The following is a 25,490-nucleotide window of genomic DNA, read 5'->3' as shown; positions in this document are numbered from 1 at the left end:
GGCCTGCCTGTGCTTTTACGGCGAGCCCCATCCCACGAAATTCGGGTTGGCAAAGTCGCTGTCGTGAGCCTGGCTGGTCTTTCCGTAGGTGAGGGGGGTGCCATCCGGCAGCGTGACGCGTCCGCCTGCTGCGCGCAGGATCGCGTCGCCCGCCGCCGTATCCCATTCCATCGTACGGCCGAAGCGGGGGTAGACATCGGCCAGACCCTCTGCGACCAGGCAGAACTTCAACGAAGAGCCGACCGAGGTGCAGTCGGCAATCGCGTTTTCCTTCAGGAAGGCTTCAGTTTCCGGGGTGTTGTGCAGCCGGCTTGCGACAGCGACCGGGGCGCTACTCTCGCCACGGCAACGGATGGGGCGCCGGTTGACGGCTTCGAAATCGTCGTTCACGTCGAACATGGCGGCCGTGCGGTTCTCGGCCGTGTAGGCGATCTTGCGGGCGGGCGCGTAGACGATGCCCGCCACGGGGATCTGGTTTTCGATGAGGGCGATGTTGACGGTGAAGTCGCTGCGCCTGTTGATGAACTCCTTGGTGCCGTCCAGCGGGTCGACGAGAAAGAAGGACCGGCCGCCCACGTCCGGCACGTGGCCTGCGGCAACCGACTCCTCCGCAACGACCGGTATGTCCGGATAGGCGGCAGCGAGTTCCTCGAGGATGATGCGCTCGGCCCGCTCGTCGGCTTCCGTGACCGGGGAGTGGTCATCCTTGTACTCCACGTTGGGACCGGCATTGTAGACCTCGAGAATGGCCTTGCCTGCCTTCAGCGCCGCTCTTTCCAGTACGTCGAGCATTCCTTTTCCTCGCTCTCAGGTGCTGCTGCATTGCGGGACACCAGGCCGCGTTCAGGACTCATGTGCTCCCCGTTCGAGGAATTCCTCGATCTGGAGGGCCAGTTCCACCGGTTCGTGCCCGACAGTGTGAAGATGGATTTCGGGATGTTCCGGCGGCTCGTAGGGCGAACTGACGCCGGTAAAGTTGGCGATCTCGCCCGATTGCGCCTTCTTGTAGAGACCCTTCGGATCGCGCCGGACGCATTCTTCCAGCGGCGTGTCGACGAAGACCTCGACGAATTCGCCGGGCTCGAAGAGCTCTCGCGCCATGCGCCGTTCGGACCGGAAGGGCGAGATGAACGAGACGATGACGATGAGGCCGGCGTCGGTCATCAGTTTCGCGACTTCCGCGATGCGGCGGATGTTCTCTACCCGGTCCTCCTGGGTGAAACCAAGATCCTTGTTCAAGCCGTGGCGCACGTTGTCGCCGTCCAGCAAGAAGGTGTGCCTACCGCGCGCGTGAAGCAGCTTGTCGACCATGTTGGCGATCGTCGACTTGCCAGAGCCGGGATAGCCCGTGAACCAGAGCACAGCCGGCTTCTGGTGCTTCAGCTGGGCGCGGGACTCTTTGTTGATGTCGAGTGCCTGCCAGTGGACGTTGAGTGCCCGGCGGAGCGGATAGTCGATCATCCCGGCGCCGGCGGTGGCGTTGGTCAGACGATCGATCAGCACAAAATTCCCCGTCGTGCGGTTCTCCTTGTAGGGATCGAACACGAGGGGCGATTGGGTCGCGATGTTGCAGACGCCGATCTCGTTCATATGGAGAGATTTCGCCGCCTGCTGCGCGAAGGTGTTGACGTCGATCTGGTGCTTGAGCGAGGTCACCGTGGCAGCGACGCTGTCCGTTTCGGTCCGCAGAATATAGCTGCGGCCGGGCATCAGCGCATTCGAATCGAACCAGATGACATGAGCCATGAACTGGTCTGCCACGTGCGGACGGCAGTCGGGTGCCACCAGCATGTTGCCGCGCGACACCTCGAGCTGGTCCTCAAGCACGATGGTCACCGCCTGACCCTCGACCGCGGTCTCGAGGTTGCCGTCCCGCGTGACGATCTGCTGGACCGTGGACACCTGCCCCGACTTGGCGACGGTAATCTTGTCGCCGACGCTGACTTGGCCGGACGCGACCTGTCCTGCATAGCCGCGAAAATCGAGGTTGGGTCGCAGTACCAGCTGCACCGGAAAGCGCAGGGGCTTGTTCCGGTTGTCGTTCTCGATCGGAATGGTCTCCAGGTGGTCGAGCAGCGTCGCCCCCGGTACCAGGGCATTTTTTCCGAGGGTGCCGTGACGTTGTCGCCGAAACGCGCCGACATCGGGATAGGCAAGATCGTCTCGAAGCCGAGATCCTGCGCAAAATCGTTGTAGTCGGCGACGATCTTGTCGAAGACCGCCTGATCGTAGTCCACCAGGTCGATCTTGTTGACCGCGAGCACGATGTGGCGAATTCCCAGCAGCGAGGCGATGAACGAATGCCGGCGCGTCTGTCGCAGGATCCCCTGCCGGCTGTCGACGAGCACGATGGCCAGGTCGGCCGTCGAGGCGCCCGTTGCCATGTTGCGGGTGTATTCCTCGTGGCCGGGCGTGTCGGCGACGATGAACTTCCGCTTCGACGTGGCGAAGAAACGGTAGGCGACGTCTATGGTGATGCCCTGTTCACGCTCGGCCTCGAGGCCGTCGACGAGGAGCGCGAAGTCGATGTCCTCTCCCGTCGTCCCGTGTTTCGCGCTGTCGCGTTCAAGGGCAGCCAGTTGATCGTCGAAGAGCAGTTTCGTGTCGTAGAGCAGGCGGCCGATCAGTGTCGATTTCCCGTCGTCGACGGAGCCGCAGGTCAGGAAGCGGAGCAGGGACTTTTGTTCCTGTTCGGAGATGTATGCGCGAACGGCGCTGCGATCTTTGGCGGAGAGAACGTCCATGATCAGAAATAGCCTTCGCGTTTTTTCTTTTCCATCGAGCCTGCCTCATCGCGATCGATGAAGCGGCCCTGCCGTTCGGACGTCCGCGCCGTCAGGATCTCGCGCACGATCTCCTCGATCGAGGTGGCATCCGACTCCACCGCGCCTGTCAGCGGATAGCAGCCGAGCGTGCGGAAGCGGACGAGACGATTCTCGACACGGTCCTCGGCCGTCAGCGGCATGCGCTCGTCGTCCACCATGATCAGCATGCCGTCGCGCTCGACCACCGGGCGCTTTGCAGCGAAATACAAGGGGACGATCGGGATATCCTCCTTGAGAATGTACTGCCAGATGTCGAGCTCAGTCCAGTTCGACAACGGAAAGACGCGGATCGATTCTCCCGGGCCGACGCGGGTGTTGTAGGTCTTCCACATCTCCGGCCGCTGGCGCTTCGGGTCCCAGCCATGGCTGGTGTTGCGAAACGAAAAGATACGCTCCTTGGCGCGTGATTTCTCCTCGTCGCGCCGCGCACCGCCAAAGGCGGCGTCGAAGCCGTACTTGTCGAGCGCCTGGCGCAGGCCGAGCGTCTTCATCACGTGGGTGTGGACGGTCGAATCGTGGGTGAAGGGCGAGATCTTCTGAGCGACGCCATCCTGGTTGATGTGGACGAGCAGATCGAAGCCCAGCTCGGCCGCCATCCGGTCACGGAATGCGATCATCTCGCGGAATTTCCAGGTGGTGTCCACGTGCAGGAAGGGAAAAGGCGGCTTGGCCGGATGGAACGCCTTCATCGCCAGATGAAGCATGACGGACGAATCCTTGCCGACTGAATACAGCATTACCGGATTCGTGAAATTGGCGGCAACCTCGCGGAAGACATGGATCGCTTCCGCTTCCAGACGCTCAAGATGAGTAAGGGGCATAGCCTGCGATTGCTCCTAGACGATAAACCTGCAATCAATCCGATGCCGTTGTTGTCAATCTATACTTGAAACCCGCGTTTCGCGGGGAAGTCCCCAAAAAACTATCTTGTATATTATTGAACTCGAAACAAGCGGCCAAACGGAAATTGCAGGGATGTTCCCGCGATTTAAGCTCGTTCGCGTCCCTGTTTGCGAACGCCGACTGTTTAGTAACGGCAGGCCTCGTTGTCCAGCCCGCTGGCGCCAACATCCGCTCCCGACAGGTTCCGCACGGCCTGAACGATCCGCCGAACCGATCGTGACCACCATCACATCACCGCCCGCATTCCCGTTGCCTGGGTCAGTGGAAAGGCGCAAGATGCCGCTCGCTGGGGCAATGGTTCACGTGGAGGAGCCAATCATGAACGATATGAGCCTCACTAACTTGCATGCCGGAAAGACCAAGATCAGCGCCGCTGCAATCGAGGAATTCGCGGCGCAGCAGCGGGGAGACCTGCTCGATTCCCAGCATGCTTCCTATGACGAGGCGCGCGCTATCTGGAATGGTATGATCGATCGTCGGCCTGCGCTGATCGCACGGTGCGCAGGAGCTGCCGACGTGATACGCGCCGTACGTTTCGCGCGCGACAACGATTTGCTCGTGGCGGTTCGAGGCGGCGGTCACAACATCGCGGGCAATGCGGTGTGCGACGGCGGTCTGATGATCGATTTGTCGGGCATGCGGTCCGTTCGGGTCGACAGGGCATCAAAACGGGCCTGGGTCGAACCCGGCGCAACGCTTGCGGATGTCGACGGCGAAACCCAGGCCTTCGGCCTTGCGGTGCCGACGGGTATCAACTCTACCACCGGGCTGGCGGGGCTCACGCTTGGCGGCGGCTTCGGATGGCTGACCCGCAAGTACGGTTTGACGCTCGACAATCTCGTCTCGGCCGACGTCGTGACAGCGGATGGCGAGCTCGTCCGGGCAAGTGCTGGTGAGAACGCTGATCTTTTCTGGGCCCTGCGTGGGGGCGGCGGCAATTTCGGCATCGTCACCGCTTTCGAGCTGAAGCTCCACGAAGTCGGGCCACAGGTGACTGCGGGCCTCGTGGTTTACCCCTTCGCCGATGCAAAGAGCGTGCTCCAGCAGTACAGGCAGGCGCTCGAGAATGCGCCGGACGAGCTCACCTGCTGGGCCGTCATGCGCCAGGCACCCCCATTGCCTTTCCTGCCGGCCGAGTGGCACGGCAAGGAAATCCTGGTGCTGGCCATGTGCCATTGCGGTGACCTTCAGACGGGCGAGAGGGAGACCGCCGCGCTCCGATCCATCGGTACCCCGATCGCCGACGTGGTCGGTCCCAGCCCGTTCGCCGGATGGCAACAGGCATTCGATCCGCTGCTGGCCCCCGGCGCCCGCAACTACTGGAAGAGCCACGATTTCATGGAGCTTTCGGATGCGACGATCGATATTCTTCTCGATGCGGTGCGGAACCTTCCGGGACCGGAATGCGAGATATTCATCGGTCATGTCGGTGGAGTTGCCGGCCGTATCGCGGCTGACTCGACCGCTTTCCCGCAGCGTAGTTCGCACTTCGTGATGAACGTGCACGCCCGCTGGCGAGAGCCGGAGATGGACCAGGCCTGCATCGGCTGGGCACGGAAGCTTTTCGAGGCAGCCAAGCCCTATTCTGCAGGCACGGCGTACATCAACTTCATGCCGTCCGACGAGGTCGATCGTGTCGAGGCTGCCTACGGCGCCAACTACCGCCGTCTCGCAGAGATCAAGCGGCGCTATGATCCGCAGAACCTCTTCCGAATGAACCAGAATGTCCTTCCCGCATAGGAGTGGGCACATTCTGAGGCTTGCGGGTCCGGACGGGTGCCGTGTGTGTCTGCGCAAAACTTCGCTCGAGGGCCGGCCGCGTCTGCGGTCGGCCCTGCCGCGTTTCTCGGGCAAGGTGCTGTTGACGTGGCGCGCGATCTTTCGCGTTCTGCGGCAGCTACGGACCGTGGAAATGCCCTTGGAAAAGCGATCCTTGCGGCAGTGCAACCGCAATTGCCGGGAGGCTGCATGACGGAAGGCATCTCCCTCAAGCGTATTTACGAGCCCCCGGCCGTGGAGGACGGGATGCGTATTCTGGTCGACCGTCTATGGCCGCGCGGCATTTCCAAGGAAAAGGCACGCATCGACCTCTGGCTCAGGGACATCGCTCCGAGCGATGCCTTGCGCAAGCAGTTTCATGGAAGGCCGGAGGCGTGGGAGGATTTCCGCGTCGCCTATGCCGAAGAGCTTCAGAAAGCCGTGGCACAGGCTGCCGTCGCTGACCTCTTGCTCCACATAGGGGAGGGCCCGGTGACGCTTCTCTATGCCGCTCGTGACGAGGAGCGGAACAATGCCGTGGCGCTGAAAGAGTGGCTGGAGGGTCAGCTTGCCGCGGGCGGCTGATCTACGTCCGATGTGGTAGGGCAGGCAACCGTCGGTGGGCGGAGAAATCTGGTAGGATCCACCGCCGTAGAAGTCCGATGCGAAAGCGCGATCCATACACTCTCGAGCCTATATCTTTCTGGGAAACATGGGAGCAGCTGATGTCGACCACCGTAGACGAGACGGCAGCAGACGAGATCTCGCCCATCCTCCTTGTCGAAGCAATGTTTGCCGTGCGAAGGACGGGAGCGATCAAGGCAGCGATCGAGCTTGATCTCTTCACCACATTGGGTCCCGAAGGGGGCAGCGCGCAATCGGTCGCCACGGCGCTCGGGGCCGCCGAACGCGGTATCCGCATTCTCTGTGACTGTCTCGTCGTAAACGGCTTCCTGACAAAGGCCGTCGACCGCTACACACCGACGCTCTCGACCATCGCTTTCCTCGACCGTCGTTCTCCCAGCTATCTGGGAGACGCCATCGAATTTATTGCCGCACCCGAAATGGTTCGCCTCTTTCTCGATGACCCCGCAGCGATCGTCCGCAATGGCGGTTCGGTTGGCCTTGCGAATATCTCGGCTGACAATCCGGTCTGGGTAAAGTTCGCCCGCGCCATGGGTCCCTTCACGCGTGGCGCCGCTGCGGGCCTAGCGGCCGAGGTCGCGGTTATGGGAGAAGCGCCGAGGAAAATCCTTGATATAGCGGCGGGGCCGGGGTTCTTCGGGATCGAGATGGGCAAGGTGTTTCCTGCCGCGGAAATCGTTGCGGTGGACTGGGCTTCCGTCCTTTCGCTTTCGCAAGAGCATGCCGAGGAGGCCGGGATCGCCGACCGCTACCGGCCGCTGCCGGGCAGCGCCTTCGACGTGGACTGGGGCGGGGACTACGATCTCGTGCTGCTGCCGAACTTCCTTCATCACTTCGATATCGACACATGCGTGAACCTGCTCACGAAGGTCAGGGCCAGCCTGTCCGCCAAAGGTCGGGTCGCGGGTGTCGAGTTCGTTCCGAACGACGACCGGATTTCGCCACCATTCCCGGCAGCGTTCTCATGGGAAATGCTCGTCACGACGCCGAAGGGTGATGCCTACACGGAGAAGGAACTCGCCGAGATGGGTCGGCTCGCCGGCTTTCGGAGCGCGACCGTGAGGCCACTGCCGCGCACGCCTGCGAGCATGTTCCTCCTGGAGCCGTAGGGAGTATCCGTGCCGGAGACGGTCCCCTGGGATCGCGACATGCTCCGGATCAAGCCCGCCGATGGTATCCGCCGGCGACGCGCTCAAGGTGAGGGGCAATCCTTCACCAGATCCGCTCGCGCTTACACTGGCGAGTGAAGGAATACCGGCATTGAGGCTTTCTCAACCTTTCTGGAGAGATAGAGCCGTGCGGTGTCGAGCGCCTCGCGGATCGTCACGTCCATGTCGAGATAGCGATAGGTGCCAAGGCGTCCGACGAAGGTGACGGATGTCTCCTGTTCGGCGCGCGAGACGTATTGCGCCAGCTGCTCTTTTTCCTGGACCAGGCGAATTGGGTAATAGGGGACGTCCTCGGGGCCGCAGGCGCGGGAGAATTCCCGATAGCAGACGGAGCCTTTGTGCTCTTCCCACGGAGAGAAATGCTTGTGCTCGGTAATGCGCGTGTAGGGCACCGAGACATCGCCATAGTTCATGACGGCACAGCCCTGATAGTCACCCTCATAGGTGAAGCGCTCGAAGTCGAGCGTGCGATATCCCAACCGGCCAAGCTCGTAGTCGAAATAGCCGTCGAGCGGACCGGAATAGAAGACATGCTCGTAGTCCGGACCTTCGCCGCGCTTGAAGTGCGTTCCAAGTCTCACCGCGATGCCGGGATGATCGAGAATGCGCCCGATCATGTCCGTATAGCCGTTCTCGGGCATCCCCTGGTATTTGTGGAAGAAGTAGTTGTCGTCGTAGTTGAAGCGGACGGGAAGACGCTTCAGGATGGAGGCCGGCAGGTCCGTGGGCGAGCAACCCCATTGCTTTTGGGTGTAGCCCTTGAAGAAGGCTTCATAGAGGTCCTTCCCGACGAAGCGCAGGGCCTGTTCCTCGAATGTCTCCGGCTCCGCAATGGTTTTGTCGGCCTGTTCCTCAAGGAAGGAGCGTGCCTCGTCGGGCCTGAATGTCTTTCCAAAGAACTGATTGATCGTGTGCAGGTTCACGGGCAGCGAATAGACCTGCTCGTCACTCGTCGTCTTGACGCGGTTCTTGTAGGGCATGAACGTCTGGAAGCCGTTCACATAGTCCCACACTTCTGCATCGTCCGTATGGAATATGTGCGGACCGTAGACATGGACCATCACCCCGGTCTCGCTGTCGCGTTCGGTATGGCAGTTTCCGGCGATGTGGTCGCGGGTATCGATGACTTCGACCTCGTAGCCGGCCTGGGCGAGCTCACGCGCGATGACCGCACCCGAGAGGCCGGCTCCAATCACAGCAATCTTTTCATTCACGTGCATTCGAAGCCAGTCCTATCCGATGGTTCCCGTGTGAAGTCCCGGTAGCAGCATCCAGCGCGCCCTACCGTCCGTGCGCTGACCCCGGTTGCGCCGCGCGGGACCCGGGGATGAATGTCTGCCATCGTAGCTTTGGACACTGGACCCTGGTTTCCCATCGTTGCGGCGCGAACCGTGGATCGGCCGCTATAGCGCGAGCTTGTCGCGCATCAATGCGTCATACCCGCTGATCAATCGATCGAGGTCCAGACCTCTTTCCTGCGGGCCGAAACTCAAATGGCTCACGGTAAAGTCAGCGTAGATGGCGGTGGGCCTGTTGAGGAAGGCAGGCAGGTCGACGGTCAGGGCGAACTCGTCGTCTCCCTTCGGGAGCGCCATGTGCAGGAGGTCTTTCCCGAGCCATGATATGAAGTTGATCGACTGGCGCTCTCTCCACTCGATAACATCGTCCGGCAACGGCAGATGCTTGTCGTTCTTTTGCAGGAAGAACTCGTGAAGCCGGGTCGCACGCTCGGCACTTTCCCACAGGCTTCCGCCAAATCCGCCGGGTGGGCGCTCGAAATGTCCGAGATCATCGGGAAGCGATCCGCCTTCCTGTTGCCAGTAGGCGCATACGCCATTGTTGACCACATTGGCGGAGACCACGAAGTAGTTCGGGTTGGCCCGTCTGAACTCGATAAACCCGTTGAGCTTCTCCAGATCGACATAGACGATGTCGTCATCGCATTTCAGGAAAATCGCATCGGAGAATTTCTGCACTCTCTTTGCGTAGTAGTCATAGGCCTGCCAGTAGGGCATCTTCTCGTTCGGATTTCCGACATAGCGCTGCACGCGGGCGCTCACGTCGCAAAGCTCCAGATCGGCACCCCATCCGCCGCGTACCATGACCCTGGCTCCGGCGCTCAAATCAAGGTCGGGCCAGCGGCCGATGGCCACGCCATTGACCTGAAGTGTGGGAACGCCCGCAGAGTCGACCGTGAGGATCACCTGGTTTGGCATGCTCGGCGATAGAACACTGGGCGTCGATCTGCTCCAGATGGTCGATGCCTCGGCGCGTTCGAAATTCTTCAGGTTATCGGGTTTGATCTTGCGGACGACCGAATGGGTGTTGTTCCAGCCACCGACCACGATTTCAAAGCAGCTGTCCGTGTCGCCATTCGGAAGAACGGCAATATGGAGGTCGTTGTCTATTCTCGCATTCGTCCGGAAGGAGGAACGTGGCGTGACCGTTCCTTTCAACTGATACGGGGCCTTGGATCCCATGAACCGAACCGGGCCGAACTCGCGTGTAACCCAGTCATGATCCTCGGCGGAACGGGTAAAGTCCCAGATATGCCACTCGTCGATGATGCCGTCATCCATCGCCTTGCGGATATATTGCGTCAGGATCTCCATTCGTTTCTGCCGTCCGGCAAATGTTACCAGAATAACTGGAGTCATGCTGTCCTCGTCGCTTTCAACCGATGCCGCCTGAAGCCGCCTCGCTAGCGTCCGCCGCGGCGAGGAAAACATTCCGGCAATTCAACTTTCAACCAATGCTGCGCTGAAGGCGCCTAAGCCTTCCGTTCCGACCACAGTCGGGAATCGCGTGCGAGCGGAGCGTAGTTGTCCCATTCGGTCAGCTTTTCGAGATAGCGCTGTCTGTAGCTATGATCGTCCTCGAACTCGATGTTCTGCAGGACGATCTCGGCACCGATTTCGTAGTAGATGTCGAGGTTCTGAAGGTCCGGTACGGGCGTTTCTCCACGCTCGGCCTCTCCCTGCATTTGCCAGAACAGTTCTTCGAGACGGCTCGCCAGGCCCGGTATGTCGCGCAATGCGCTGGTTTCGCGCTGGCGCTGCAACGACTCCCTGATTTCTGCAAGGCTCTGGCGGTCGTGTGCAAAGGCGATGGCCCGGCTGACATACTCGTCGGGGCCGCTGCAGATCAGCTCCGGAACGCCGGCCGCCGAAACGATGCTGCCGCAGAAGCGCGAGGCAAAGCTCTTCCCGGAAATCGTGAGCACCGGCAATCCCATGGTGATCGCGTCCGCCGCGGTGGAATGGGCCCCATAGGGGAAAGTGTCGAGGAAGAGATCCGCGAGGCCGATCCGGGCGAGATGGTTCGGATTGGAGGCCTTGGACGCAAAGATGAGGCGCTCTGGCGCCACGCCGGCCTGGGTTGCTGCTTCTCGCAGGCGCTCATTGACGCCCGCATCTCCGCCGAGCAACCAGAGCACGCTTCCAGGCGTCCCCGAAAGGATTGCCATCCAGCGGGCAAAGCAATTGGCTGTAATCTTCTTCATGCCGTTGAAGGAGGCAAAGATGAATGCGTCCTCGGGTAGCCCGGCCTCGGCGCGACTGGGGCGCGCGCCGATCTGCCGTTTGCGGTCGATCGGCTGGTTGCAGGCAATCCTCAGCACTTTTTCGGAATAGTAGATCTCGTTCTCAGGCGGGAGGATGTGTTCGTCGGCGATGATGTACTGATGGAACGGGCTGGCCATCGAACCGGGATAGCCGCAGAAATTGACGATGACCGGTGCCGGGCGATACGCGAAGATCTTCGTGCGCGCGTGCTTGGTGTAACCGTTGACGTCCACGAGAACGTCGATTTCATCGGCAAAGATCTGCGCGGCCGCTTCCTCGTCGCCTTGCGCACTGATGTCGCGCCAGCAATCGACGGCCCTCTTGATCCGCTCCTGCGTGGGATCGTTGACGCGCGCCTCGCCGCAGTAGTAGGCGAAAATCTCGACGCTGCTCTTGTCGTGCAATTCCAGAACTTCGCTCAACGCAAAGCCGACCGCGTGATCGCGCAGATCGGAAGAGACGTAGCCGATGCGAAGTCGCTGCGCGGTGCCGGACTTCTGGCGTGGCGGCTTGCGCGGGAAACCTCTGAGGTCGGGTCGGCCGACAAGTGACTTGTTGTAGCGATAGGCCTTGGCGAGCTGGAACAGTGGGTCGTCGGAGTAGCAGCCGAGGGTGAGGGGGGACATGGCGTCCAGCAATTGCCGCGCCGTGACATGAAGCGACGGCACCAGGGTCGGCCACTTGCATTGGGTTTGCCTGAGCGACGTCCAGTGCTGGCCTGCCTCTGTTCTGTCGGGCTGCAACTCGATCGCCTGCCACAAGGCGGCTTCAGCCTCCTCCAGAATGCCGGCGCCCTCGAGAACGCGACCAATGTGCTGCAACGTCATCAGGCGATGACCCAGCCTGTCGGGCGTGACTTCCGACGTCGCCTCCGCATAGCTCCGCCACTGCTGGATGGCCTGGCCGGCCAGACCGCAATCCTCAAGCGCCCGGCCGAGGTTGATATGCGCGGGGCCGAACTTCGGGTCGAGCTTGAGGCAGGCGCGCAGGGCGTGGATCGAGCCGGCGATATCGCCCAACTGCCGCAGAGTGACGGAATAGTTGAAGTAGACGAGGTGAAGCAGGGGATTGCCATCGTTGAAGGCAATCCAGCTCTTGTAGAGTTCCGCTGCCTGCGCCCGCTGTCCGGCTGCATTCAGGCCCTCGGCGATCTGGAATACTTCGGCGAGGGGGAGGGTCTGATTACGCGCCCGCTCCAACAGGCCAGCGCGGGGGAAACGAAGTCTGATGCGTTGTTGATGGTCATGGACATCCCGGGTGCAGGCGGCTTCACAGCTGGAGTTGCAACGATGCGCGAAAGCGTCATTTCTCTTTCTATCGGTGCTAACTTGCCTTGAGCTTGTCGTTTTGTTGTGAACGGCCCCCGTGCGCCCACTCAAGGCGCTTGTCCTTACATCAAACGAATCCCCCAAAAATGAGCGCTTCGCGAAATCCGGAACACCGAATTCCTTACGAGCCGTTAACACAAAATTAGAAACTGATGGATAAATGTTGCGCAAGGTTTCTCTTAAGGAACGCGACTCGTCGAGGCACTGCAGCCAGTTCTCGGTGAAACGTTCTTGCTCCCGGCAAGACGATCGCGTCATACGCGTAGGAATCAGGGCGTCTAGGCGCTCTGGATGCATGATGCCATTCCAACGCGCCGGCTCCTGCGAGCCATGTTCCATGCAACATTGTTTCCGTCCCACTGGGCGCTGAACGGGTCGAAGCCGATGGTGGCGTCGAGTCGAACGGCCACGGGCTAACATCATAGGCGCGCGTTCATGACTTCGATCATTTCCTCCTTGACCGTCAATCAGATCCGGTCGCTTTCCACTGCAACAATCGCTTCTCTGAACACCAGCGACATCGCGGCCCTGAGCACCGCGCAGATCAAGGTGCTGAGCTCGGCCCAGATCGCGGCCCTTGAGACGGAAGATTTCGCTGCCCTCAGCAGCTCGCAGCTTAGCGCGGTATCGACGACGGCGATCAAGGGTCTCAGCCTTGACCAGCTGGCGATCCTGGACTCGGCGCAGATCGGAAGCCTTGCCACCGCCCAGATCGCAGCTCTGAGCTCCACCCAGTTCGAAGCCCTGACCTCCGCACAGATCGAAGGTCTGTCCACGTCACAGATCAGCGCCCTGAGCTCTTCCGCGATTGCCGCTCTTAGCTCGGACGAATTCGCAACCTTCTCCACCGCCGAAATTGCGGCGATCAGCGCCAAGGCCCTTGCAGGCCTGTCCACGGGCAACCTCGCAGCGCTCTCCACCGACCAGTTCGCCGCCCTGTCCACCGGCCAGATCGCAGCCCTGAAGACCAGCCAGATCGGCGCCTTGACGACCGACCAGATGGGCGTGCTGAGCTCGGCTCAGATGAGTGCCCTGAGCGCCACCCAGGTTGCTGCACTGAGCACCGGCAACATCGTAGCGCTCTCGACGGACCAGATCGCCACGCTCAGCACCAAGGCTGTAGGGGCATTGACCTCGGCCCAGCTCGATGCACTCACCTCCGATCAGGTCGAGGCCCTGACCTCCGCGCAGATCGCTGCATTCACTGCAGAGGATCTCGCAGTCCTGTCCTCGGACGACCTCTCGAAGTTCTCGACCGCAGATATCGCAGCGATCAGCGTGAAGGCGCTGTCGGGCCTGTCCACGGCCACTCTTTCGGCTCTCGGCACGGATCAGGTCGCCGTCCTGACGACGGCCCAGGTTGCTGCCCTCAGCTCGAGCCAGGTCGGCTCTCTGACCTCGGACCAGCTCGGCGTTCTGACCACCACGCAGGTCGCCGCCCTTAGCGCAACGCAAGTTGGAGCAGTGAGCACCGACAACCTCGTGACGCTCTCGACCGGCCAGATCGGTTCGCTGAGCACGAAGGCTGTTGCTGCGCTCACGTCCGCACAGGTAGATGCTCTTACTTCCGACCAGATCGGTGTTCTCAGCACTGCACAGATCGGCTCGCTCAGCTCGGCTGCCATCGCTGCCTTGAGCACCGAGGACCTGGCTGCATTCTCGACCGCCGACATCGCGGCGATCAGCGTGAAAGCCCTCGCGGGTCTCTCCACCGCCAACCTTGCCGCGCTTGGAAGCGACCAGATCGCTGCCCTGAGCACCGGTCAGGTCAAGGCACTGGGATCGAGCCAGATCGGGGCAATCACTTCCGACCAGATCGGCGCATTGACCTCCGCACAGATCGGCGTCCTTAGCGCAACGCAAGTCGCTGCACTGAGCACGGGCAACGTCGCCGCCCTCTCCAGCGACCAGATCTCCGCTCTGAGCGCAAAGATCGTCGGCTCCCTTACGTCCGCGCAGATCGACGCTCTCACCTCGGACCAGATCGACGGCTTCAGTACTGCCCAGATCGGTGCACTCGGTTCGACTGCAATCGCTGCCATGTCCACCGATGATCTGGCAACGTTCTCGACCGCCGATGTCGCTGCACTCAGCGTGAAGGCTCTGGCCGGACTGACGAGCGACAACTTTGCCACGCTTTCGAGCAGCCAGATCGGAGCGCTGACCACGGCCCAGATCGCTGGCCTGACCTCCGGCCAGCTCGGCGCGCTGACGTCCGACCAGGTTGGCGCATTGAGCTCTTCGCAGCTCGCTGCCCTGAGCGCGACGCAGATCACTGCACTCAGCACCGACAACGTCACCGCGCTCTCGACGGACCAGGTCGCTTCTCTTACTGCCAAGGCCGTGGGAGCTTTGACCTCCGCACAACTCGACGCTTTGACAACGGGCCAGGTCGAGGCTCTGACCTCCACGCAGATCGGCGCACTGGGTTCGGAAGACCTCGCAGTCCTCTCCTCGGAAGACATTTCGAAGTTCTCGACCGCAGATATCGCCGCGATCAGCGTGAAAGCGCTGTCGGGACTTTCCACCGGCGTCATCGCCGCACTGTCGTCTGATCAGGTCTCGGCACTTTCGACTGGCCAGATCGCAGGCCTGAGCTCCACCCAGATCGGCGCTCTCACCTCCGACCAGATCGACGGCCTGACCACCGGGCAGATCGGCGCGCTGAGCTCGGCTGCCTTCGCCGCAATGTCCACGGAAGATATGGCGACGTTCTCGACCGCCGACATCGCCGCGATCAGCGTAAAGGCCCTGTCGGGTCTGTCGACCGGCAACTTCGCAGCACTCGGAAGCGACCAGGTCGCCGCGCTCAGCACGGCCCAGGTTGCATCGCTGAGCTCTGGCCAGATCGCGGCTCTCACCTCCGATCAGCTCGGCGCCATGACGTCGGCTCAGATCGGCGCACTGAGCGCAATCCAGGTCGCGGCACTGAGCACGGATAACATCTCCGCACTCTCCACCGACCAGATCGCAACGCTTGGCACCAAGGCAATCGCGGCCCTCACGTCCGCGCAGTTCGAGGCTCTGGATACCGACCAGGTCCAGGCACTCACCACCGCGCAGGTCGCCGTGATGAGCTCCGCTGCCCTTGCCGCACTGACCTCGGACGATATCGCCACGTTCTCGACGGCGGATGTCGCTGCAATCAGCCTGAAGGCCCTGTCGGGTCTCTCCACGGACAACATTGCAGCGCTCGGCAGTGACCAGATCGCAGCTCTCACGACGAGCCAGATCGCCGGCCTCACCTCCACCCAGTTCGGAGCTCTCACCTCCGATCAGATCGCTGGCCTGACCACCGGCCAGATCGGTGCCCTGAGTTCGGCTGCCTTCGCCGCCATGTCCGCCGACGAGCTGGCAACGTTCGACACCGCCGATATTGCCGCGATCAGCACGAAGGCTCTGGCGGGCCTGTCCACGGCGAACCTTGCGACCCTCTCCAGTGACCAGATCTCTGCCCTGACGACCGGCCAGGTCAAGGTGCTGAGCTCGAGCCAGATCGGTGCTCTGACCTCCGACCAGGCCGAAGCATTGACCTCGGCACAGATCGGCGTCCTCAGCGCAGCACAGGTCGCATCTCTCAGCACCGGCAACGTGGCACTGCTCTCGTCCGACCAGATCGCCGCGCTCGGCACGGTACAGGTCGCCGCTCTGACCTCCGGCCAGATCGGGGCACTCACCTCCGACCAGATCGACGGTCTCACCACCGCGCAGATCGGAGCACTGAGCTCGACCGCAATCGGCGCCATGTCGACGGAAGATCTCGCAACGTTTGATACCGCAGACATCGCGGCCATCAGCGCAAAGTCTGTGGCTGGGCTGTCCACCGACACCTTCGCTGCTCTCTCGAGCACCCAGATCGGCGCCCTGACGACGGGCCAGGTCGCAGGGCTGACCTCCGGCCAGATCGGTGCCCTGACCACTGATCAGCTGGCAGGTCTTACCTCCACGCAGATCGGCGCTCTCCGGGCGACGCAGCTCTCGGCAATCAGCACCGACAACATCGCTCTGCTCTCCAGCGACCAGATCGGTGCCCTTACGACGACGCAGATCGCAGGACTGAGCTCCAGCCAGATCGGCGCTCTGACCTCCGATCAGGTTGACGATCTGACCACCGCGCAGATCGGCGCCCTCAGCTCGGCTGCGCTCGCCGCGATGTCGACCGAGGACCTCGCGACCTTCGACACCGCCGATATCGCTGCGATCTCCACGAAGGCTGTCTCGGGCCTCTCCACCGCCAGCCTGGCGACCCTCGGCAGTGACCAGATCTCTGCCCTGACGACCGGCCAGGTCAAGGTGTTGAGCTCGAGCCAGATCGGTGCTCTGACCTCCGACCAGGCCGAAGCATTGACCTCGGCACAGATCGGCGTCCTCAGCGCAGCACAGGTCGCAGCTCTCAGCACCGGCAACGTGGCACTGCTCTCGTCCGACCAGATCGGCGCGCTCGGCACGGTACAGGTCGCCGCTCTGACCTCCGGCCAGATCGGGGCACTCACCTCCGACCAGATCGACGGTCTCACCACCGCGCAGATCGGAGCACTGAGCTCGACCGCAATCGGCGCCATGTCGACGGAAGACCTCGCAACGTTTGATACCGCAGACATCGCGGCTATCAGCGCAAAGGCTGTGGCTGGGCTGTCCACCGACACCTTCGCAGCACTGTCGAGCGCCCAGATCGGCGCTCTGACGACGGGCCAGGTCGCAGGGCTGACCTCGAGCCAGCTCGGTGCCCTGACCACTGATCAGCTGGCAGGTCTTACCTCCACGCAGATCGGCGCTCTCCGGGCAACGCAGCTGACGGCGATCAGCACCGACAACATCGCGCTGCTCTCGTCGGATCAGATCGCCGGCCTGTCCACGACCCAGATCGCAGGACTGAGCTCCAGCCAGATCGAGGCTCTGACCTCCGATCAGGTAGACGACCTGACGACCGCGCAGATCGCCGCCCTGAGCTCGGAAGACATTGCCGCAATGTCCACGGACGACATGGCAACGTTCGACACGGCCGATATTGCCGCAATCAGCGCCAAGGCGCTTTCGGGACTGTCCACGGCTACGGTCGCAGGGCTCTCCAGCGGCCAGATTGGTGCCCTCTCGACGAGCCAGGTCGCTGCGTTGACCTCGAGCCAGGTCGGTGCAATCACCTCCGACCAGATCGGGGCGCTCAGCACCACGCAGGTCGGCGCGCTCAGCGCAACGCAGATCGGCTCCCTGAGCACCGAGAGCATCGGCACGCTCTCCACTGACCAGGTTGTCGCCTTGAACACGAAGGCGGTGGCAGCTCTGACCTCCACCCAGATCGACGCTCTGAGCTCCGCCCAGGTAGAGGCTTTGACCTCCGCTCAGGTCGCAGCCCTCACGTCGGCCTCCATCGCCGCCATGTCCACGGAAGACATTGCGACGTTCTCGACCGACGATATCGCGGCGATAAGCGTCAAGGCACTGTCGGGTCTGTCCACGGACGACATCACGATCCTCAACAGCGATCAGCTGCAGGCTCTGTCGACGTCCCAGCTGCAGGCACTGGACACGGATCAGGTTGCGGCGGTCATCGCTGCCTACCAGGCAATCTAATAGAGGGCGGCGCGGCTCCGGCCGCGCCACCAACGCATCCATCAGCTATGCCATCGTTGCACGGCGCTCTTCTAAAAGGGCGCCGTGCAATTGGCGTGAGAGGGCCTGGTGCGGTTTGGCGGGAATTGCGACGCCAGCCGGCGGGCGGCACGGGTACGCGACCAGCTATCTCTCTGAACCGGACCGGGCGACCGGCCGGAGACTCCGATCCAGCTGGAAGAAGCTCTCCCCAGCAAGCACGATAATTCCGGCGCCGGATGGGCGAACCATTTCTCTCCCCCATCGTCCTGGCAGCATGCCTCTGGTGAAGATGTGGCTCGAAGCGCCATGGAAACGCCCACGATTTCGCATTTACGGAGATGGTGGCAAGACGTCGGCGCAGCCTGCACATCGGAGATGGAGCGAAGCGAGGGAGGGGTCGCAGGTCGCCGGGTGCATCAGCGTGCGTTACAAGAATGACCAGTGCGAGCTTGCTTCTTGCCAGCCACGCACTAGAACGGCTGGAATCGAGGTTTCTGTCCGTTCGCCTGCGTCGACAACCGCACCTCTTCATTTATGGCGACGATTTGGGTTTATCTGCATGGCCAAGTATGGAATTTCCGTTGACACCGTCCGCAGCTCGAAGCGCGTGCGTTGCAGCCTTCTCTTCCTTGCGGGCGGCGTCGGAATTGGGGCGTGGGCTTCGAGCCTGCCGCTGCTTTCCGCAAAGATGGGCCTGGACAAGGCGCAACTCGGAACTTTGCTCCTGTGTTTTGCCTTCGGGGCGATCGTCCTCATGGTGAATGTCGGTCGGTTCAGTGACCGCTTTACGAGCTATGCGCTGAGCCTCTGTGGGAGTGTGGCGTTCGGCCTCGCCATATTTCTGGTTCCTTTCGTAGATGGTCTGATGTCGCTAGGGATGCTCCTGTTCGTTGCTGGCGCTGGCTTTGGAACGCTCGACGTTTCCATGAACATTGAAGCTTCCGAGATCGAGCGCGACACCGACAGGCACTTGATGTCTTCGTTCCATGCCTTGTTCAGTATCGGCAACATCATCGGCGCTTTTCTTGTCGGAATGATCGTGACCTATGGTGGCCGATTGCATGAGTGCCTGGGCGGAGCGGGAGTTCTGGTGGTGCTTACGGCGCTGGCGACACTGTTGTTCGCCAGGAACAGCGACCACCACGGTACACATGCCGCGAAGACCGCTGCTTCCGGCGCTGCAGCCAAACTGAATTCATCGCAAACTGTGCTCGTCTTCATGTTCGGGATCATCGCCTTCCTGGCGTTTCTCGCGGAGGGCGGAATCATGGACTGGTCGGCGGTCTATCTCGTCGACACGGTCGGCGCTTCGGAAAGTGTCGGTGCCTACGGTTTTGCGATCTTTGCGGCTGCGATGGCGCTCGGCCGGTTGGTCGGTGACTCCGTGACCAGAAGAGTAGGACACGTGAATGTTCTGCGATTTGGCGGAATCGTTTGCGCCGCTTCGCTTTCTGCAATGTTGTTTGGCAGGAGCGTTGGAGTAAGCCTGGTCATCCTGGCTTTCTGCGGTTTTGGCGTGGCCAACATGATACCGGCGGTGTTCGCATCGGCCGGCAGGATCGGCTCGCGTGCAGCAGGAAGGGCGATGTCGATCGTCACAACCATGGGGTATACGGGCCTCCTGCTCGGTCCCGCCGTGCTTGGGTTTATCGCGCAGGTCTCGAGCCTGACAGTCAGTCTCGGGCTCATTGCCGTGGCGTTCGCACTGATCTCAGCGGGTACTTTCTTTGTCGGCCGACGCCTCAAGGATTTTCAAAAGAAGGAACGCTTGAGCGAAAACCCCGCGTGAACGCAGTTCAGCGACGCGGGCGATAAAGTCCCTCCGCGGCATTTCCGATCGCCGGGGAGGGGTGAAATGGCGATTATCGAGCCGACGCGCGAGGCGCGTCACCTCACTCCAAGATCAGGCGTTCCATCAGCTTTTTCAGTCCCTCGGCCACTTCATAGCTGTTGTCCTGATGCTGGCGATTGCAGAACAGCTCGCAACTCCACCAGCCTTTGTACCCTGTGGCTTTGACGGCATCGACCCAGCTCTTAAGATCGAGTACGCCGCTTCCTGTCGGAACGTCGCGAAGAATAGCCTCATTCGGTATTCCGCCCGCAAAGGGCAATGAATCGCAAACGTGCACTCCGTAGATAAGGTCCTTGTCCAGGCGCGCGATACGCTCCGGCGTGTCGCCCGACGTGAAGGAGTGCCAGAAGTCTATGACAACGCGCACGTTGTCGCGCCCGCAGAGATCAATGACGCGCATCTGTGCGTCCATCGTATTCAGCGGCGTCCACGAAAGCGCCTCGAGGTAGACCAGAAGGCCGTGACCTGCGGCGATGTCCGCCACGGCCCGCAAATTCTCGGCGGTCAGAGCCGTCTGGAGATCTCTCGGGCGATCGATGAGGCCCCGGTACAGTTCAGGATGGCGCTCGGCGGAGCCAGCTTCGAACACGCGAAGATCCAGAGGGCCGGTAATCGCTTCGATACCCTTTGCTCCAGCTGCAACTGCGAGCCGGCACAGCTTCTCGGCTTCCAGCAGCATGTCGTCCCGCTGGTCTCCCTGCCGTTCGAGGTCGATGAGAAAGCCGATGCCGGGCAATAAAAGTCCTTCGAGGCGCTGCCTCAACTCCACCTGGGTGAAACCGGCGTCAAGAAATGCTGCGATCTTCGGACCGGATGTTTCAAGGCCGTCAAATCCGACCGTTCGTGCAATGTCGATGTCGATCGCCAATGTATTCATCTTCGAGGCCATCGAGTGAAATATCAGTTTGTCGTCGTTTGGCATGGCTGAAGTCCTTGTTGATTCTGGCCTGGTGCGGATGGTCAAATGACGATGGTTCGGCGTTTCCCGCCCGCGGATTTGATCGCTTCGGCGGTCCGCAGCGCGGTGACGCAGTCGTCTCCCTGGCACATCCACGTCGAGGGTTGCCGCACCGACGCCAGAAAGCCTTCGATGGTCGTGAAGTGCTGATCCCGTTCCCTGACGGGTATTAGCTCGTTGCGGGCATTCGTCCGGCGGATCAGCGTGCCTGACGTTTTGCCGTTCAGGGTGCCGTGGGCGATCAGAGCGCCGTGGCTGCCCGCCAGCATCACGACACTCTCGATTTCTGCGGTCGCGAAACTCTCATAGGCCTGGAACAGCACGCCCCCGGACATGCGAACCGCGTATGAAATCTGCTGGCTGGTGTCACTCGGCGCCGTCTCCAGCGCTGAGACGTCGATCGGTTCCTGCCCTGTCAGAAAGCGGGCCAGATCGATGCTTTCGGCGGAGAAATCGAGAAGGATGTTGCCCTCCTTCTCCTCATCCTCGTTCCTGCGGTTTGGCGGCGACTGGAAGGGCGCGCCGCGGACGATCAACAGGGACTGCAGCGTTCCGATTTCGCCCTCGATCAGCAGTCTGCGCATTGTCTGATGGATCGTCGACGCACGAGAGGGCTGGTTCAAGGTGAGGGAAATCCCGGCCTCCTTGCATTTTTGCACCAGAGCGCCTGCGACGCGGCTGCTGCTCGATATCGGGCCGTCGCAAAGGATGTGTTTGCCAGCGGCTGCGGCGGTTGCAATGTAGTGCTTTCGTCTGTCGCGTGCCGCGCTGACGTACACGAAATCGACTTGCGGATCACCCAGTGCCTGCCGAGCCTCGACCGACGTCTTCGGGATCCTCATGTCCTCGGAAAAGTACTTGGCGTAGTTCCTATTCCTGCTTACGACCCAGTGCACTTCATGGCCGACGGTCCGGATCGCCGCGACGATGTGCTCCGTCGCAATGGTGCCCGTGCCCATTATCGACCATCCTGCTTTTCCCGAAGAAATCACAGTCCTCTCCTCCGATCTCGCATCATGGAGATTGGACGGCGCGACGCGCGGCTACAAGTTCGCAAGTTGTTGAACTCCTTATCACCATGAAGTAGAAGTAGCTTCATATCGCTTCACATTCGAGAAGGCATGGCGATGGAACATCTGGGACGAAACAGCGCCGCCCTCGCGGTCAATCTGAGGACACTGTGCGAAAGGCACGGCTCGGTTGCGGCCGTGTGCCGAAAGATAAATGTCAATCGGCAGCAGTTTAACAAGTATCTTTCCGGGGCCCATGTACCATCAGCCGCGAACATCAGGATAATTGCAAACTACTTCGGTCTCAGCGTCTCTATTTTGTTTGCGGATCCGGATGAATTCCGAACGTTGGTGGACGGGAATTTTTTCCACGCCATGTCGACTGCCAGGCAGTTGCCCGAATTTTCCCGATTTGTATCGAACATGATCGTGGAGAATAACGCTGATCATAACGATATAGTTGGCATTTATGATCGCTATCAGTTCTCTTCGATCTACAAGGGGTTCGTGCTGAGGTCCGCGTTTTGCATCTATCAGAACAAGGAGTTCCTCCAGCACTACTACGTCGAGAGATTTCCGAGTTTCGACGATCCCAGGAAAACGGAATACGTGTTCAAATACTACGGATTCTGCTTCCCGGTCGCTGATCGCCTGTTCACCGCAGATTTCGAGGGTATCCAGTCCAACGAACTGACCTTCGGCGTCTACGCACAGGTCAAGCGGAATGCGAAGAGGTTCATGTTCGGCATATCGAGCGGTATCGCGGCAACCGTTTTCCGCCAGCCGTACTCCACGAAGGTCGCCTTGCACTATCGCGGTCCGGGCCTGCTGCGCCGGGAGCATCTGAAGAGCTTGACCGTGATGGACCGCAACGACCCTGCGATCCCGCGTGAAGCACTCCAATACCTCGGAGATGGTTCGGACATGATCCAGATGAGCTGAGGCGTCGAAGTCTCGGCCCGGACATGCCCGAACGGTGTCGACCGTCAGGGGTGCAATTCGACTGCGAGCCAAACACTGTCTGTGTCGGCGTAGTAACGGTGCCAGGGGTAGGTCCACTGGTTCGCACCAGTCACGCGGCAGAATGGGTCATGCGAATAACCGATCGGCATAACGACATCCTCGTAGAGGGTAGACGGGTCCCGTTTCCTGAACTTCTGCATCCGGCCCACGCCATGGATCTGGGTGTGTGTCTCGAGGAAGGGGTGCTCGTTGTGTATGAAGCAGTCGGTATCACCCGGAGACCACCAGAGATTTAGCTTGAGCTTGAAAACCTGGGGCTCTTCGGACGTCGCCCGTTCGTTCGTAAAGACCCGCGGATCGAGGGTGACCGTGCCGATTTCATCCTGCGCCGAAATGTAGAGCGGCGTGTCGCGGGGGAAGCTTCGTATGCGGTTTCCCAACCAGTCCCAGCCGCGGAACATGCAACCGCCGAGGTTCGTGGGGTTAACCACTTTGATGACCGCGGCCCGCTCAGCGGACCGGATGCGTCCGCCCTTGAGCCAGGTCGACTTCCAGGCGGGCACGATGGCCGGGTGTTCATCACCCGTCACCATGGGCGACGGTCCGAGGTTGACCACCACCGCGTCCGCCACCTCAAAATCAACGACATTTTCAACGAGCTTTGCGGTGATGAAATCATCCGCGAATGCCAGGTCTCTGGTCAGGTTCTGCACGTCGGGACTTCCCTCATTGGAACTTTCGTGACCATAGCAAGCCATACTGTACGCCCGCAAAGAAGTGCGCGTCCCAATTTATTTATTCGCATAACGAAGTGAGATGCGCTTCATATTGCGAATGGGCGCAACAGGCGCCCGTTACGATTCCGCAGCTCCCGATTTGAATCGTCGCGTTGCTGGCGATTTGTCCGGACCTCTTTGACGGGAGGGCATTCCCGCCGCGCCAACCAACTGATGCGTTGCGATACCACATGTGCGTCAGTGTGCGTCAGTGTTTCAAATCCTGCGAACTTGAAGCTTTTGCGGTCCGGCCGAAGAATGGTGTCATCGTTGGGAGGGCCATGAATGGGTGCTTCCAGTTCATAACCATAACGAGTTCAGAGGGTCGATCACATGAAACTGACAGGTGGCCAAGTCGTTGCGAGAGCGCTGAAGGAATATGGTGTCGAGTATGTGGCGGGTGTGCCGGGACACGGCATCTGGTCGCTTTTTGACGCCTTCCTGCAAGAGGGCTCCGAGCTTCCCTTCATTCAGGTGATGCATGAGCAGAGCGCCGTTCACATGGCTGACGGCTACTACCGCGCGTCCGGCAAGCCCATGGCTTGCTCGACTTCCGTGGGACCGGGTGCCGCCAACACAATCATCGGTCTGGCGACTGCTTACTGCGACTCCACCTCGCTGTTCTATGTTTCCGGCTCGCCCCAGACCTATATGCACGGCCACGGCACGATGCAGGAGCTGGAGCGCCAGCAAGACAACGCATTCCCCCGTATTACAGAACAGGTGACGAAGCGCGCCTGGCAGGCAAATTCGGTCAAGGTCCTCCCAAGCATCATGCACCGTGCCTTCAATGAAATGATGACGGGCCGCCCTGGACCAGTGCACGTGGAAGTGCCGATGGACGTTCAGGTTGAAGCTGCCGACGTCAACATTCATCCGCTTCAGAAGCGCCTGCCGATCGGGGTCGCGTACCCGGATCCGAAGGCAATCGAGGCGGCGGTCAAGGTTCTGCTCGAAGCCGAGCGTCCTGTGATCGTCGCCGGCGGTGGCGCGATCACCTCGGGTGCATCGTCCGAATTGACCCGCCTTGCCGAAAAGCTCGGCGCAGCCGTGTCCATTACCTGGAACGGCAAGGGTGCGATCTCCGAAGACCATGCCCTCTTCATTGGTGCTGTCGGTCAGACGGGTACGACGTGCGGCAACAAGATCACTGCCTCCGCTGACGTTGTCGTCTCGGTTGGATGCCGCTTCACGGACTGGTCGGCATCGTCCTACGCGAAGGGTGTGTCCTTCTCGATCCCGTCGGCGAAGCTCATCCATATCGACCTCGACCCGCGTGAGATCGGCAAGAACTATGAAACTGAAGTCGGCATCGTCGCTGATGCCAAGGTGACGCTCGAGGCAATTCTGTCGCTCATTTCGGATGCGCAGTCGCAAAAGGCGCTTTCGCGCCGCGAACCATTCCTTGCAGACGTGCAGAAGGCCAAGGCAGACTGGCGGGCTCAGGTCGAGCCGCGTGAAAACAGCCGCGAAACCCCCTTCACGTCGCAACGCCCGTTGGTAGCCCTTCGTAAGGTTCTCGATCGCGACGGCATCGTCGTTGTCGGTTCGGGCAACACGCAAGGGTCCGTCAAACAGAGTTTCCCTGTCTACCAGCCCCGCACGCACCTCACCTCTGGCTCATACTCACCGATGGGCTGGGCAGTTCCGGCCGCACTTGGCGCGAAGCTCGCTTGCCCGGATCGTCAGGTCGTGGCCATCGTCGGCGACGGCGACTTCATGATGTCGCTTCCGGAAATGGGAACCGCCGTCATGAACGGGATCAACGTGGTGTTCCTGGTGCTCAACAACCAGGGTTACATGTCGATCCGCGGTGGGCAGCGCAAGTTCATGGGCCGTCATATCGCGTCGGAATTCAATCATCACGCCGGCAATGGTGCGCCTTACTCGGCGGATATCACAGCTTCGGCCCGCGCCTTCGGCCTGGAAGCCTGGAAGGTCGAAAAGGACGAGGATCTCGAAAGCAGCCTGAAAGCAGCCCTTGAATGCGGCGGCCCGGCACTTGTCGAAGTCATCGTGTCGCGCGACGCGGCAGGTCCGTTCGCGACCGGCTGGTGGGACTTCCCGTCGCCGGCCTACTACGAGAAGGAACAGGCCGCTTACGCCGAGATGCGGGTCCGCGAACAGCACCTGTAATCAACCCAGACG

Annotated in this window: 15 protein-coding genes and 1 pseudogene; 7 read left to right on the top strand and 9 right to left on the bottom strand. The window is 61.0% G+C overall.

The window, feature by feature from the left end:
* Positions 1-15: 15 nt before the first annotated feature.
* The 3 genes and pseudogenes from cysQ to cysD form a co-directional block, all read right to left on the bottom strand.
* Positions 16-792, bottom strand: a complete 777-nt coding sequence (gene cysQ / locus F3Y30_RS19290; RefSeq protein WP_203424286.1) for a 3'(2'),5'-bisphosphate nucleotidase CysQ — start codon at positions 790-792, stop codon at positions 16-18.
* Positions 793-843: 51 nt separating this feature from the next.
* Positions 844-2,744, bottom strand: a pseudogene (gene cysN, locus F3Y30_RS19285) (sulfate adenylyltransferase subunit CysN).
* Between the two features lie 2 nt (positions 2,745-2,746).
* On the bottom strand, positions 2,747-3,646 hold the full coding sequence (cysD, locus tag F3Y30_RS19280; RefSeq protein WP_203424285.1) for a sulfate adenylyltransferase subunit CysD: 900 nt from the start codon (positions 3,644-3,646) through the stop codon (positions 2,747-2,749).
* A 400-nt stretch (positions 3,647-4,046) separates the two neighbouring features.
* On the opposite strand from cysD, the gene F3Y30_RS19275 reads away from it, so the two are divergent.
* The 3 genes from F3Y30_RS19275 (at position 4,047) to F3Y30_RS19265 (ending at position 7,240) form a co-directional block, all read left to right on the top strand.
* A complete protein-coding gene (locus F3Y30_RS19275) occupies positions 4,047-5,468 on the top strand; it encodes an FAD-binding oxidoreductase (RefSeq protein WP_203424284.1) in 1,422 nt (473 codons plus the stop codon).
* A gap of 228 nt (positions 5,469-5,696) precedes the next feature.
* Positions 5,697-6,071, top strand: a complete 375-nt coding sequence (locus F3Y30_RS19270) for a DUF488 family protein (protein ID WP_203424283.1) — start codon at positions 5,697-5,699, stop codon at positions 6,069-6,071.
* Between the two features lie 140 nt (positions 6,072-6,211).
* On the top strand, positions 6,212-7,240 hold the full coding sequence (locus F3Y30_RS19265; RefSeq protein ID WP_203424282.1) for a class I SAM-dependent methyltransferase: 1,029 nt from the start codon (positions 6,212-6,214) through the stop codon (positions 7,238-7,240).
* A gap of 122 nt (positions 7,241-7,362) precedes the next feature.
* On the opposite strand, the gene glf is transcribed toward F3Y30_RS19265, so the two are convergent.
* From glf to F3Y30_RS19250, 3 genes are all read right to left on the bottom strand, one after another.
* Positions 7,363-8,520, bottom strand: coding sequence for a UDP-galactopyranose mutase (gene glf / locus F3Y30_RS19260; RefSeq protein WP_203424281.1), 1,158 nt, complete (start codon positions 8,518-8,520; stop codon positions 7,363-7,365).
* Positions 8,521-8,703: 183 nt separating this feature from the next.
* Positions 8,704-9,957 carry a hypothetical protein gene (locus tag F3Y30_RS19255; protein ID WP_203424280.1) on the bottom strand — a complete coding sequence of 418 codons (1,254 nt, stop codon included), beginning with the start codon at positions 9,955-9,957 and terminating at the stop codon, positions 8,704-8,706.
* 113 nt (positions 9,958-10,070) lie between these two features.
* Positions 10,071-12,062 (bottom strand): glycosyl transferase, encoded by a 1,992-nt coding sequence (locus F3Y30_RS19250; RefSeq protein ID WP_246752809.1) that lies wholly within the window; start codon positions 12,060-12,062, stop codon positions 10,071-10,073.
* Between the two features lie 564 nt (positions 12,063-12,626).
* Here F3Y30_RS19250 and F3Y30_RS19245 point away from each other — a divergent pair.
* Positions 12,627-17,762, top strand: a complete 5,136-nt coding sequence (locus F3Y30_RS19245; protein ID WP_203424278.1) for a hypothetical protein — start codon at positions 12,627-12,629, stop codon at positions 17,760-17,762.
* A gap of 580 nt (positions 17,763-18,342) precedes the next feature.
* Entirely contained in the window at positions 18,343-19,572 is a 1,230-nt protein-coding gene (locus F3Y30_RS19240) for an MFS transporter (protein WP_203424277.1), read from the top strand.
* A 103-nt stretch (positions 19,573-19,675) separates the two neighbouring features.
* Here the strand turns inward: F3Y30_RS19240 and F3Y30_RS19235 are convergent, their stop codons facing one another.
* Both F3Y30_RS19235 and F3Y30_RS19230 read right to left on the bottom strand, forming a co-directional pair.
* Positions 19,676-20,557, bottom strand: coding sequence for a sugar phosphate isomerase/epimerase family protein (locus F3Y30_RS19235; protein ID WP_203424276.1), 882 nt, complete (start codon positions 20,555-20,557; stop codon positions 19,676-19,678).
* A 38-nt stretch (positions 20,558-20,595) separates the two neighbouring features.
* Complete coding sequence (locus tag F3Y30_RS19230) at positions 20,596-21,552, bottom strand: Gfo/Idh/MocA family oxidoreductase (protein WP_203424275.1); 957 nt, start codon at positions 21,550-21,552, stop codon at positions 20,596-20,598.
* Between the two features lie 474 nt (positions 21,553-22,026).
* Here F3Y30_RS19230 and F3Y30_RS26480 point away from each other — a divergent pair, with 474 nt between their 5' ends.
* The gene (locus F3Y30_RS26480; protein ID WP_246752997.1) at positions 22,027-22,545 is read left to right on the top strand and encodes an XRE family transcriptional regulator; all 519 of its coding nucleotides are present in this window, start codon (positions 22,027-22,029) and stop codon (positions 22,543-22,545) included.
* Positions 22,546-22,589: 44 nt separating this feature from the next.
* On the opposite strand, the gene F3Y30_RS19220 is transcribed toward F3Y30_RS26480, so the two are convergent.
* Positions 22,590-23,279 (bottom strand): hypothetical protein, encoded by a 690-nt coding sequence (locus F3Y30_RS19220; protein WP_246752808.1) that lies wholly within the window; start codon positions 23,277-23,279, stop codon positions 22,590-22,592.
* Between the two features lie 396 nt (positions 23,280-23,675).
* Here F3Y30_RS19220 and F3Y30_RS19215 point away from each other — a divergent pair, with 396 nt between their 5' ends.
* The gene (locus tag F3Y30_RS19215) at positions 23,676-25,478 is read left to right on the top strand and encodes a thiamine pyrophosphate-binding protein (protein ID WP_203424272.1); all 1,803 of its coding nucleotides are present in this window, start codon (positions 23,676-23,678) and stop codon (positions 25,476-25,478) included.
* The last annotated feature ends 12 nt before the right edge of the window (positions 25,479-25,490 follow it).

Source organism: Sinorhizobium sp. BG8 (assembly GCF_016864555.1).
Lineage (GTDB): Bacteria > Pseudomonadota > Alphaproteobacteria > Rhizobiales > Rhizobiaceae > BG8.
This window is presented reverse-complemented; position numbering and strand designations above follow the sequence as displayed.

Coding starts and splice junctions, on each gene's coding strand:
- cysQ (WP_203424286.1), bottom strand. CDS start 792: ATGCTCGACGTACTGGAAAGAGCGGCGCTGAAGGCAGGCAAGGCCATT.
- cysD (WP_203424285.1), bottom strand. CDS start 3,646: ATGCCCCTTACTCATCTTGAGCGTCTGGAAGCGGAAGCGATCCATGTC.
- F3Y30_RS19275 (WP_203424284.1), top strand. CDS start 4,047: ATGAACGATATGAGCCTCACTAACTTGCATGCCGGAAAGACCAAGATC.
- F3Y30_RS19270 (WP_203424283.1), top strand. CDS start 5,697: ATGACGGAAGGCATCTCCCTCAAGCGTATTTACGAGCCCCCGGCCGTG.
- F3Y30_RS19265 (WP_203424282.1), top strand. CDS start 6,212: ATGTCGACCACCGTAGACGAGACGGCAGCAGACGAGATCTCGCCCATC.
- glf (WP_203424281.1), bottom strand. CDS start 8,520: ATGCACGTGAATGAAAAGATTGCTGTGATTGGAGCCGGCCTCTCGGGT.
- F3Y30_RS19255 (WP_203424280.1), bottom strand. CDS start 9,957: ATGACTCCAGTTATTCTGGTAACATTTGCCGGACGGCAGAAACGAATG.
- F3Y30_RS19245 (WP_203424278.1), top strand. CDS start 12,627: ATGACTTCGATCATTTCCTCCTTGACCGTCAATCAGATCCGGTCGCTT.
- F3Y30_RS19240 (WP_203424277.1), top strand. CDS start 18,343: ATGGCCAAGTATGGAATTTCCGTTGACACCGTCCGCAGCTCGAAGCGC.
- F3Y30_RS19235 (WP_203424276.1), bottom strand. CDS start 20,557: ATGCCAAACGACGACAAACTGATATTTCACTCGATGGCCTCGAAGATG.
- F3Y30_RS19230 (WP_203424275.1), bottom strand. CDS start 21,552: ATGGGCACGGGCACCATTGCGACGGAGCACATCGTCGCGGCGATCCGG.
- F3Y30_RS26480 (WP_246752997.1), top strand. CDS start 22,027: ATGATCGTGGAGAATAACGCTGATCATAACGATATAGTTGGCATTTAT.
- F3Y30_RS19215 (WP_203424272.1), top strand. CDS start 23,676: ATGAAACTGACAGGTGGCCAAGTCGTTGCGAGAGCGCTGAAGGAATAT.